Raw genomic sequence first — 10,681 nt, 5'->3', positions numbered from 1 at the left:
GCAGGTGGTGGAGTTGCAGGTGCGGGCCGCAGTGCTCAACCGCTTCACCCACTTGGGCACCCCGGTGACGCGGGCTGTGGCGTAACTCCGTCTGGGGTCAGGGGAAACTCAGCCTCGGCTGGGTTATGCAACAAAGCCGTGTGAAGGGGTGCATACGAAGCCTGCACCATACCCCGCCGGGCGCTGTGTCGCTCCCCGCGGCTACTTCTCGGCCGCGACCTTCAGATTGGCAAGCCCGGTCTCGAAATCCTTGCCGACCATCTGGTCCATGCTGACGAACACGCCGATGACTTTGGAGATGAGGGGCATCGGCCCCTGCATGGTCCATGTCACGGCCGTGGCGCCGTTCTGGGGCACCAGGGTGAAGGTCGCGGTGTTGTGCGCCTCGAATGGGGCAAGGAAATCGAGCTGGATGTCCACGCTCGACACGGATCGGGCCGAGCGGATTTCCATGCGTCCGCTGCCGACGTCCTTGTTGCCCTCCCAGGCATAGACCGCGCCCTGGCCACTGGCTGCGCCGCTGAAGTTGCGCTTCATTGCGGGATCACGCTTTTCCCAGGGCGACCAGGCACTCCATTGGTGGAAGTCGGCCAGGTAAGGGTAGATCTTGTCCGGTGGTGCCTGGATGTTGACGGCACGCTCGACCACGAAGGTGTCAGGCTGGGTGCTGGCGTAGCCCAGCAGGCCGAGGAGCGCCACGGCGATCCCCATCAACAGAGTCTTGAGCATGGCGCACTCCGGGCAGCGGCGCGGCGGCTTGCCGCGATCCGATTTTGACGCGAATCCGTGGCCGTGCGGTTCGTGAGAAACCCGGCGGTACCGGGTCGCTCAGCGGGTGCAACGGGTTCAGCGGCGGCGGCTGGTGCTGCCGCCCAGCAGCGAGCCGAGCACGCCGCGCACGATCTCGCGTCCGACGGAGGATCCGACCTGCCGCACCGCCGACTTGGCCATCGTCTGGACCAGCCCGTCGTGGCGGGCGCCGCGCGGGCCGGTCGAGCCAAACAGCAGCCCGCCGAGCGCGCCGGACAGCATGCCGCCGAGGCCACCGCCGCCAGCTTCCTCGGTCGCCGCACGGGCGCCATCGGTGATCGACTTGCCCGCTTCGCCGCGCAGGTTGTCGCCTGCGTCGGACGAGGTCGCCGCGCGGCCCTTGAGCTTCTCGTAAGCCGATTCGCGGTCCACCGTTTTCTCGTAGACGCCCGCCACCAGCGAGCCTTCGCGCAGCTGCTGGCGCTGGCTGGCACTGATCGGGCCGATCTGGCTGCCCGGCGGCAGCACATAGACCCGCTCGGTGACGCTGGGCCGCCCCTTGGCGTCGAGCAGGCTGATCAGGGCTTCGCCGACGCCCATTTCCGTGATCGCGGCGGCGATGTCGAGCTTCGGGTTCGGGCGCATCGTGTCGGCTGCCGACTTCACTGCCTTCTGGTCGCGTGGCGTGAAGGCGCGCAGCGCGTGCTGCACGCGGTTGCCGAGCTGGCCGAGCACAGTCTCGGGGATGTCGAGCGGGTTCTGCGTCACGAAATACACGCCCACGCCCTTGGAGCGCACCAGCCGCACGACGAGTTCGATCCGCTCGGTCAGCGCGGCCGGGGCGTCCTTGAACAGTAGGTGCGCCTCGTCGAAGAAGAACACCAGTTTCGGCTTGTCCAGATCGCCTACTTCCGGCAGCGTCTCGAACAGCTCCGACAGCATCCACAGCAGGAAGGTCGCGTACAGCCGCGGTGCGTTCATCAGCTTGTCGGCGGCGAGGATGTTGACGACACCCTGGCCGTCCACCGTCTGCATGAAGTCCTCGATCGACAGCATCGGTTCGCCGAAGAACTGGTCGCCGCCTTGCTGGTCGATCTGCATCAGGCCGCGCTGGATCGCGCCAACGGACGCCGCACTGATGTTGCCGTACTCGGTCTGGAACTCGCTGCTGTTGTCGCCGACGTACTGCAGCATCGCCCGCAAGTCCTTCAGGTCAAGCAGCAGCAGGCCGTTGTCGTCGGCGATCTTGAAGACGAGCTGCAGCACACCCTGCTGCGTCTCGTTCAGGTTGAGCATGCGCGACAGGAGCAGCGGGCCCATGTCCGACACCGTGGCGCGCACGGGATGGCCCTGTTCGCCGAACACGTCCCACAGCGTGGCCGGGCAGGCGCTCCACTCGGGTTCGCTCAGGCCACGCTCCTGGAGGAGCTGCGCCAGCTTGCCGCCGAGCTGGCCCTTCTGGGCGATGCCGGTCAGGTCGCCCTTGATGTCGGCCAGGAAGACCGGGATGCCCAGGCGCGAGAAGCTCTCGGCGAGCTTCTGCAGCGTGATCGTCTTGCCGGTGCCGGTGGCTCCGGTGATGAGGCCGTGGCGGTTCGCCAGTGCCGGCAGCAGGTGACATTCGATGTCGCCATGGCAGGCGAGCAGGATCGGCTCAGTCATTTTTGTGTCTCCGGGTCGGGTGCGCAGCGCGGCAAAAGTAAAATGGCAGTCTAACGAACTCAGCGCACGCAAGCGTACCCAGGAGCATTCATGGCCGGTCATTCCAAGTGGGCCAACATCCAGCATCGCAAAGGCCGCCAGGACGAGAAGCGCGGCAAGATCTGGACCCGCATCATCCGTGAGATCACGGTCGCTGCGCGGCAAGGTGGCTCCGACATCGGCACCAACCCGCGCCTGCGTCTGGCCATCGAGAAGGCCAAGGCCGCCAACATGCCGGCGGACCGCATCAAGTACAACATCGACAAGGCGTCCGGCAACCTCGAAGGCGTCAACTACGAGGAGATCCGCTACGAGGTCTACGGCATCGGCGGTGCGGCCATCATCATCGACACGATGACCGACAACCGTGTGCGCACCGTGGCCGAGGTGCGCCACGCCTTCAGCAAGTACGGCGGCAATCTGGGCACCGATGGCTCGGTGGCGTTCCAGTTCAAGCACTGCGGGCAACTGGTGTTCGCACCGGGCACCGACGAGGACAAGGTGATGGAAATCGCGCTGGAAGCCGGCGCCGAGGACGTCATCGCCGACGCGGACGGCGCCATCGAGGTGCTGACCGCGCCGCCGGAGTTCGAGGCGGTCAAGGCCGCGCTGGAGCAGGCCGGTCTCGTGGCAGAGATCGCGGGCGTGACGATGCGGGCCGAAAACACGGTTGATCTGGCGGGCGACGATGCCCAGCGCATGCAGAAGCTGCTGGACGTGATCGAGGATCTCGACGATGTGCAGGACGTGTACCACAACGCCGAAATCGGCGAGTGACCGGCGAGTGACAAGGTAGGATTCCGAGGCGGGGACCGGGCGCGCTGCGTGCCCGGGTTCAGTTTTCAGACAAATATGATGAAGAAAGTCCCATGAAAGTTCTCGTGATTGGCGGCGGTGGCCGTGAGCATGCACTGGCTTGGAAGCTGGCCCAATCCCCCCGCGTCCACAAGGTGTTCGTGGCGCCGGGCAACGGTGGCACGGCGCTGGATCCGCGCATGGCGAATGTGCCGATCTCGGATGTGGCCGCGTTGGCCGACTTTGCGCAGACCGAGAAGATCGGCATGACGGTCGTCGGCCCCGAGGTGGCGCTGGCGGCGGGTGTGGTGGACGAGTTCCGCGCCCGGGGAATGCGCATCTTCGGTCCGACGCAGGCGGCGGCGCAGCTCGAAAGCTCCAAGGCCTTCGCCAAGGACTTCATGAAGCGCCACAAGATCCCGACCGCGGCCTACGAGACCTTCAGCGACGCGGCGCAGGCGCATGCCTATGTCGACGAGATGGGTACGCCGATCGTGATCAAGGCCGACGGGCTGGCGGCGGGCAAGGGCGTGGTCGTGGCGATGTCGCTGGACGAGGCGCACCAGGCCGTGGACTGGATGCTGCTCGACAACAAGCTCGGCGTGCAGCACAACGCTGACGGCGCCCGCGTGGTGATCGAGGAGTTCCTGGTCGGCGAAGAAGCCAGCTTCATCGTCATGGTGGACGGCCGCAACATCCTGGCGCTGGCCACCAGCCAGGACCACAAGCGCCTGCTGGACGCCGACCAAGGCCCGAACACCGGCGGCATGGGCGCCTACTCGCCCGCCCCGGTGGTGACCCCCAACATCCACGCCAAGGTGATGCAGGACATCATCCGCCCGACGGTGGACGGCATGCGCCGCGATGGCATCCCCTTCACCGGTTTCCTGTATGCCGGGCTGATGATCGATGCCAAGGGCGGCGTGAAGACGCTGGAATTCAACACCCGCATGGGCGACCCGGAGACGCAGCCGATCATGATGCGGCTCAAGAGCGACCTGCTGCAGGTGCTGCAACATGCTACCGACGGCACGCTCGACCAGGTCACGCTGGACTGGGACCGCCGCGTGGCACTCGGCGTCGTGATGGCGTCGGCCGGCTATCCGCTGGACCCGAAGAAGGGCGACGCGATCCGCGGCCTGCCGGCGGAAACCGAGGACTGCAAGGTCTTCCACGCTGGCACCGCCACGGCCACGGGCCCGAACGGGAGCGTCGTCACCAGCGGTGGGCGCGTGCTGTGTGTGACCGCGTTGGGCGACTCGGTGCGCAATGCGCAGCAACGGGCCTATGACGCGGCACAGGGCATCCAGTACGCCGGCATGCAGTACCGCCACGACATCGGCTACCGCGCCATCAAGCGCACGCAGCAAGTCTGAGCCCGGACGTGCGATGACGACCACCGACGACACAGTGCTGTCCAACACCGAGGTGCGGGCCTATCTGCTGGGCCTGCAACAGTCGATCTGCGACAGGGTGGGTGCCGAGGACGGTCAGGCGTTCATCACCGACGCCTGGGAGCGCCCGCCCGGCGGCAAGCTCGAAGGCGCGGGCATCACCCGGCTGATCGAGAACGGTGGCCTGCTGGAGCGTGGCGGCTGTGCGTTTTCGCAGGTACGCGGCACGGCGCTGCCGACCTCGGCGACCCAGCACCGGCCCGAGCTGGCCGGCGCACCCTTCGAGGCGATGGGCGTGTCGCTGGTGTTCCATCCACGCAACCCCTATGTGCCGACGGTCCACATGAACGTGCGCATGCTGTCGGCGACGCCCACGGAAGGGCCGCTGGCGGGCCAGACCGTGCGCTGGTTCGGCGGCGGCATGGACCTGACACCGTTTTACGGCTTCGAGGACGACGCGGTCCATTTCCACCACACCTGCTGCGACGCGCTCGACCCGCACGATCCGGCGCTGTATCCGCGTTTCAAGACGTGGTGCGACGATTACTTTTTTCTGAAGCACCGCAACGAGCCGCGTGGCATCGGCGGCATCTTCTTCGACGATTTCTCGGCGCTGGGTGTGCAGGGCAGTTTCGCGATGCTGAAGGACGTGGGCGACGCGCTGCTCAAGGGCTGGCTGCCGATTGCGCAGCGCCGCCGCGAGACACCCTACGGCGAGCGCGAGCGCGATTTTCAGGCGTACCGGCGTGGGCGCTACGTCGAGTTCAACCTCGTCTGGGACCGCGGCACGCTGTTTGGCCTGCAGTCGGGCGGGCGCACCGAGTCGATCCTGATGTCGATGCCGCCGCAGGTCACCTGGCGCTACCAGTGGGCGCCCGAGCCGGGCACACCCGAGGCGCGTCTGTACACCGATTTCCTGCGCCCGCGTGACTGGCTGGCGGAGTTCGATGGCCGCTGAACCCCGGCGCATCGGGCTCTATGGCGGCAGCTTCGACCCGGTCCACCAGGCACACCGCACGCTGGCCGACACCGCCTTCGCCCAGCTCGCGCTGGACGAGTTGCGCTGGATTCCGGCCGGCCAGCCGTGGCAGAAAACCCGCCGTCTGGCGTCCGCCGAACACCGCGCGGCGATGGTCGGGCTGGCAATCGGCGACAATCCCGCTTTCGTGCTCGAAAAGTGCGAGATCGAACGGTCTGGTCCGAGCTACACGCTGGACACCGTGACACTGCTGCAGCAGCGCGAAACACACCCGGCCCGCTGGTTTCTGGTCATCGGGCAGGACCAGCTGGCGGGCTTCTGCACCTGGCATGGCTGGGCCGATTTGCTGCAGCGGGTGACGCTGGCGGTGGCGGGGCGCGCAGGCGTTCCGGTGCAGGCCCCGAACGAACTACTGAACACCGGACACCGCATCGTGGCACTCGACATGCCGTCGATGGCGGTGTCTTCGACAGAGCTGAGAACCCGGTTGGCCGCAGGCGAGCCGGCCCTTTCACTGGCGCCCCGGATGGTGGCGCCCGACGTGGCGCGCTATATTGATCGCCACGGGCTGTACCGATCCCACCATCCACACTCTGGTTTTCCCCCTCAATCCTGAATCCTCTGGAACAAGAACGGCGCTGAATGGACATCCGCAAGCTGCAACGCACCATCGTCGATGGACTCGAAGATGTGAAGGCCCAAGACATCGTGGTCTTCAACACCGAACACCTCTCGGCGATGTTCGAGCGCGTCGTCATCGCCTCCGGCACGAGTAACCGGCAGACCAAGTCGCTCGCCGCCAGCGTGCGCGAGAAGGTCAAGTCGCTGGGCGGCGACGTCCTGAGCGTCGAGGGCGAGGACAATGGGGAATGGATCATCGTGGACTGCGGCGCGGCCGTGGTGCATGTCATGCAACCCGCCATCCGTCAGTACTACCACCTCGAAGAGATCTGGGGTGGCAAGCCGGTGCGCCTGAAGCTCGCCAGCGCCACGCAAGGGCTGGTCAAGGCTTCGCGCGACGAGGACGAAGACGAGGACGAAGCCCCGACGGCACCCGCCCGCAAGGCTGCGCCTCGCAAGCGTTCGTCGTCTGCGTCGGAAGCGGCCGCTGACGTGAGGAAGCCCGCCGCCAAGAAGGCACCCGCCCGCAAGACCGCTGCGACCTCCGCCACGGGTGCGGTCGCTCGCAAGGCGCCGGCCCGCAAGTCTGCATCCGGTGCAGCACCGAAGATCAAGACCATCGTGGTCAACGCGCCCGACCGCGAGCGCAAGACGCCCGCCCGCAAGAAGGCCGCCGCACCCAAGCGCGGCGCCTGACGCCGGCGCGGTGAGTCGACCGTGAAGCTGCACCTCGTCGCGGTCGGGCAGAAGATGCCCGAATGGGCCGAGACGGCCTACGCGGACTACGCCAAGCGTTTTCCGCCGGACTGCCGTCTCGAACTCAAGGCAGTCAAGACCGAACCACGCACCAGCGGCAAGCCGGTCGAGGCGCTGATGGCGGCCGAGCGGGTGCGCATCGAGGCGGCCCTGCCAAAAGGGGTGCGCCGCGTCGTGCTCGACGAGCGTGGCACGCGGGTGACGACGGTGGCGCTCGCCGAGCGGCTCAAGGTCTGGCAACACGATGGCCGTGATGTCGCGCTGGTCATTGGCGGTCCGGACGGGCTGGACCCTGAACTGCGCGCCAGCGCGGACGAGTTGCTGCGCCTGTCGGACCTGACGCTGCCGCACGCTTTCGCGCGCGTGATGCTGGCCGAGGCACTCTACCGGGCGTGGTCGGTCACGGTCGGACACCCTTACCACCGCGAATGACGACCTCCCGCTCCCCCTGGCTCTACCTCGCCTCGCAAAGCCCGCGCCGCCGCCAGCTGCTCGACCAGATCGGTGTGCGGCACGAACTGCTGCTGCCCGACGTGGACGAGGATGCCGAGGCGCTCGAAGCCGTCCGTCCCGGCGAGGCGCCGCGCGCCTATGTGCAGCGCGTGACTCTGGCCAAGCTGGACGCGGCCCGCGCCCGGCTGCAACGCGCTGGCCTGCCGTCGGCGCCGATTCTGTGTGCGGACACGACCGTGGCGCTGGGCCGCCGCATCTTCGGCAAGCCAGCGGACGCTGACGATGCCTGCGAGATGCTGGGCGCCCTGTCGGCGCAGGAACACCGTGTCCTCACCGCCGTGGCGCTGGCGGACGGCGACCGGATCTGGCGGGGTTTGAGCGTCTCGCATGTGCGGTTTGCCGTGATCGACACCAGGCGCATCGCCGCCTACGTCGCGACCGGCGAGCCGATGGGGAAGGCCGGCGCCTACGCGATCCAGAGTGGTGCGGCGGCCTGGGTCGAGCGAATCTCCGGCAGTTATTCGGGCATCATGGGATTGCCCCTGTTCGAGACCGCCCGGCTGCTGAGCGCAGCGGGCTGGACGCTCTGAACCCACAAGAACAACGGAGACATCCCATCCCATGCAAGACATCTTGGTGAACTGGTCGCCGCAGGAGACGCGCGTGGCCATCGTCGAACACGGCGCGGTGCAGGAACTGCACGTCGAGCGCACGCTGGAGCGTGGCCTCGTCGGCAACATCTACGCGGGCAAGGTCGCCCGTGTGCTGCCAGGCATGCAGAGCGCCTTCATCGACATCGGCCTGGAGCGCGCCGCCTTCCTGCATGTGGCCGATGTGCAGGTCGCCGGCCAGCCCGGCCGCGGCCACCACGCCGAGAACGGCACCATGCCGCCGATCGAGAAGCTGGTGTACGAGGGCCAGACGCTGGTGGTGCAGGTCATCAAGGATCCCATCGGCACCAAGGGTGCGCGGCTGTCCACGCAGGTCAGCGTGGCCGGGCGGCTGCTGGTCCATCTGCCGCAGGACGACCACATCGGCATCTCGCAGAAGATCGGTTCGCACGAGCTGCGCGAGCAGCTCCGCCAGCGCATGGGCGTGCTGGTGGGCAACCGGGAGACGGGTGGCGGGGGCGGCTTCATCCTGCGCACCAACGCCGAGGACGCCACCGACGACGAGCTGGCCGAGGACATCGCCTACCTGCGCAAGACCTGGGTCACGATCCGCGCGCTGGCGCTGAAGTCGCCACCCGGCTCGCTGCTGCACGAAGACCTGAACCTGGTGCAGCGGGTGCTGCGCGACCTGGTGGACGAACGCACGGCGACGATCCGCATCGACTCGCGCATGCAGTTCGACACGCTGCGCGCCTTCGGTCAGCAGTTCACGCCGAGTTCGGTCAACCGCCTGCAGCACTACAAGGGCGAGCGCCCGATCTTCGATCTGTTCGGCATCGACCAGGAAATCGAGAAGGCACTGGCGCGTCGTGTCGATCTGAAATCGGGCGGCTACCTCGTCATCGACCAGACCGAGGCGCTGACGACGATCGACGTCAACACCGGCGGCTACGTCGGCGCGCGCAACTTCGACGACACGATCTTCAAGACCAATCTCGAAGCGTCGCAGGCCATCGCGCGGCAGTTGCGTCTGCGCAATCTGGGCGGGATCATCATCCTCGACTTCATCGACATGACCCGCGCCGACCACCAGGAGCAGGTGGTGTCGGAACTGCGCAAGCAGCTCGCCCGCGACCGCACCAAGATCACGATCAGCGGCTTCACGCAGCTCGGTCTGATCGAGATGACCCGCAAGCGCACCCGCGAGTCGCTGGCGCACATGCTCTGCCAGCCGTGCCCGACCTGTGGCGGGCGTGGGCAGGTGAAGACACCGCGCTCGGTCTGCTACGACATCCTGCGCGAGATCCTGCGCGAGGCGCGGCAGTTCAACCCGAAGGAGTTTCGCGTCATCGCCTGCCCGGCGGTGATCGAGATGCTGCTCGACGAGGAAAGCCCGCACTTGGCCGGGCTGAGCGACTTCATCGGCAAGCCGATTTCGCTGCAGGCGGAGGCGGCGGTGAATCCGGAGCAGTACGACATTGTGTTGATGTGAGGTCTCGCCGCAGCGCAAACGTTACCGCGTCTGCGAGGCCGTGCGCGGCGTTGTCGTACGTGTAATCGGCGACGAGCTGGCGCCCTCGCGTCGACATTCGCTGCCAAAGTGCCTCATCGGACAGCAGCACCGTTGCAGCGTCGATCCAGGCGCGCAGGTCCAGCGGCAGGATGCGGCCGTTTTCGTGGTCGCGCACGATCTCGCCCGCAGCCCCGGCCATTGGCGTGACCAGCACTGGCAAACCAACCGCACAGGCCTCGTTGGCGACCACGCCCCACGGATCCCAGCTAGATGGAAACAGGAATATTTTCCCCTGCCGGTAGGCTCGGGGCAGGGCTGTTTGATCGAGAAAACCGGGGAATTTCACATCGACCAACTCCGACATGGCACGGGCCTGCGCCTGCAGATCGTTCCAAAGCGGTCCTTTGCCCAGGTAGACCATCGACACCCGTCGACCTATGCGATGTGCTGTGCCGGCCGCCACGTCCATCGCGAAACCGGGGTTCTTGACCGGATGCATCCGCCCGCTGAAGATGAAATCGACGGGACGTTCTGTTCCCTCTGCTGCCTGATCTACTGCCTGAAAGTGTGCCATGTCGGCACACAGGTGCGACTGGAAGATGGACCCCGACGCGATGCCATAGGAGGCGTACAAGCGTCTGGAACCCAGACTTGGCCCCACGAACGCCGCAGAGCGGGCAAATACGGCGCGGCGTATCTGCCGGTGCATCCAGGTTAGGCTCTGTTCGGACGTGTCGGTCCCGTCAGTCATGACCACATGCGGAATGTTTCGGCGCCAAGCATGGAGAAATGCTGTGAGATACGGCTGGCTGTACGACGTGGTGACGACCACGTCGGGTGCAATCTCGGCAAGCAGCGCCGACAGTCCAGCAGTGAAATGGATGAACTTGTCACCGACCTGGAGTTCGCGCGAGGGAGGATAGTGGACATGAACGGAATCCGAAGTCGCTTCCAACTGCCAGTCTCTGTTGGGCTCCTTGTGCGTCAGATAGATGCAATGCACGTCGGCATTCGTCAGGGACGCTAGCGCGGCAAAGACCGGAACGCGGTAGGGCGCCGGCATGTTGGTGACGATCGCGATCCGGGGGCGCTGGGAAGGGGTCTGGTG

General features: G+C 66.6%; 11 protein-coding genes. 8 read left to right on the top strand and 3 right to left on the bottom strand.

The window, feature by feature from the left end; genetic code table 11:
* Positions 1 to 201: 201 nt before the first annotated feature.
* Both RMP06_RS06815 and RMP06_RS06810 read right to left on the bottom strand, forming a co-directional pair.
* Positions 202 to 729 carry an SRPBCC family protein gene (locus RMP06_RS06815; protein ID WP_310461018.1) on the bottom strand — a complete coding sequence of 176 codons (528 nt, stop codon included), beginning with the start codon at positions 727 to 729 and terminating at the stop codon, positions 202 to 204.
* Positions 730 to 846: 117 nt separating this feature from the next.
* Entirely contained in the window at positions 847 to 2,412 is a 1,566-nt protein-coding gene (locus RMP06_RS06810) for a helicase HerA-like domain-containing protein (protein ID WP_310461017.1), read from the bottom strand.
* A 90-nt stretch (positions 2,413 to 2,502) separates the two neighbouring features.
* Here RMP06_RS06810 and RMP06_RS06805 point away from each other — a divergent pair, with 90 nt between their 5' ends.
* From RMP06_RS06805 to rng, 8 genes are all read left to right on the top strand, one after another.
* Positions 2,503 to 3,228, top strand: a complete 726-nt coding sequence (locus RMP06_RS06805) for a YebC/PmpR family DNA-binding transcriptional regulator (RefSeq protein WP_310461016.1) — start codon at positions 2,503 to 2,505, stop codon at positions 3,226 to 3,228.
* A gap of 92 nt (positions 3,229 to 3,320) precedes the next feature.
* On the top strand, positions 3,321 to 4,622 hold the full coding sequence (gene purD / locus RMP06_RS06800; RefSeq protein WP_310461015.1) for a phosphoribosylamine--glycine ligase: 1,302 nt from the start codon (positions 3,321 to 3,323) through the stop codon (positions 4,620 to 4,622).
* Positions 4,623 to 4,635: 13 nt separating this feature from the next.
* Positions 4,636 to 5,598 (top strand): oxygen-dependent coproporphyrinogen oxidase, encoded by a 963-nt coding sequence (hemF, locus tag RMP06_RS06795; RefSeq protein WP_310461014.1) that lies wholly within the window; start codon positions 4,636 to 4,638, stop codon positions 5,596 to 5,598.
* On the top strand, positions 5,588 to 6,235 hold the full coding sequence (gene nadD / locus RMP06_RS06790; RefSeq protein WP_310461013.1) for a nicotinate-nucleotide adenylyltransferase: 648 nt from the start codon (positions 5,588 to 5,590) through the stop codon (positions 6,233 to 6,235). Before hemF ends, nadD begins: the two co-directional genes overlap by 11 nt.
* A 26-nt stretch (positions 6,236 to 6,261) precedes the next feature.
* Positions 6,262 to 6,936, top strand: a complete 675-nt coding sequence (gene rsfS / locus RMP06_RS06785; protein WP_310461012.1) for a ribosome silencing factor — start codon at positions 6,262 to 6,264, stop codon at positions 6,934 to 6,936.
* A gap of 21 nt (positions 6,937 to 6,957) precedes the next feature.
* Positions 6,958 to 7,428 (top strand): 23S rRNA (pseudouridine(1915)-N(3))-methyltransferase RlmH, encoded by a 471-nt coding sequence (rlmH, locus tag RMP06_RS06780; protein ID WP_310461011.1) that lies wholly within the window; start codon positions 6,958 to 6,960, stop codon positions 7,426 to 7,428.
* Positions 7,425 to 8,039 carry a Maf family protein gene (locus tag RMP06_RS06775; protein WP_310461010.1) on the top strand — a complete coding sequence of 205 codons (615 nt, stop codon included), beginning with the start codon at positions 7,425 to 7,427 and terminating at the stop codon, positions 8,037 to 8,039. The genes rlmH and RMP06_RS06775 overlap by 4 nt, the downstream gene beginning before the upstream one ends.
* A 31-nt stretch (positions 8,040 to 8,070) precedes the next feature.
* Entirely contained in the window at positions 8,071 to 9,552 is a 1,482-nt protein-coding gene (gene rng / locus RMP06_RS06770) for a ribonuclease G (protein WP_310461009.1), read from the top strand.
* Here the strand turns inward: rng and RMP06_RS06765 are convergent.
* Positions 9,479 to 10,636, bottom strand: coding sequence for a glycosyltransferase family 4 protein (locus RMP06_RS06765; protein ID WP_310461008.1), 1,158 nt, complete (start codon positions 10,634 to 10,636; stop codon positions 9,479 to 9,481). The two genes, rng and RMP06_RS06765, sit on opposite strands and share 74 nt — an antisense overlap.
* Between the last annotated feature and the right edge of the window lie 45 nt (positions 10,637 to 10,681).

Source organism: Sphaerotilus sp. (assembly GCF_031429695.1).
Classification (GTDB): domain Bacteria; phylum Pseudomonadota; class Gammaproteobacteria; order Burkholderiales; family Burkholderiaceae_C; genus Sphaerotilus.
This window is presented reverse-complemented; position numbering and strand designations above follow the sequence as displayed.

Bases quoted from the DNA above. Each gene is read 5' to 3' on its own strand.
- RMP06_RS06775 (WP_310461010.1), top strand. From the start codon at position 7,425: ATGACGACCTCCCGCTCCCCCTGGCTCTACCTCGCCTCGCAAAGCCCG.
- RMP06_RS06765 (WP_310461008.1), bottom strand. From the start codon at position 10,636: ATGCCGGCGCCCTACCGCGTTCCGGTCTTTGCCGCGCTAGCGTCCCTG.
- rsfS (WP_310461012.1), top strand. From the start codon at position 6,262: ATGGACATCCGCAAGCTGCAACGCACCATCGTCGATGGACTCGAAGAT.
- nadD (WP_310461013.1), top strand. From the start codon at position 5,588: ATGGCCGCTGAACCCCGGCGCATCGGGCTCTATGGCGGCAGCTTCGAC.
- RMP06_RS06810 (WP_310461017.1), bottom strand. From the start codon at position 2,412: ATGACTGAGCCGATCCTGCTCGCCTGCCATGGCGACATCGAATGTCAC.
- hemF (WP_310461014.1), top strand. From the start codon at position 4,636: ATGACGACCACCGACGACACAGTGCTGTCCAACACCGAGGTGCGGGCC.
- RMP06_RS06805 (WP_310461016.1), top strand. From the start codon at position 2,503: ATGGCCGGTCATTCCAAGTGGGCCAACATCCAGCATCGCAAAGGCCGC.
- RMP06_RS06815 (WP_310461018.1), bottom strand. From the start codon at position 729: ATGCTCAAGACTCTGTTGATGGGGATCGCCGTGGCGCTCCTCGGCCTG.
- purD (WP_310461015.1), top strand. From the start codon at position 3,321: ATGAAAGTTCTCGTGATTGGCGGCGGTGGCCGTGAGCATGCACTGGCT.
- rng (WP_310461009.1), top strand. From the start codon at position 8,071: ATGCAAGACATCTTGGTGAACTGGTCGCCGCAGGAGACGCGCGTGGCC.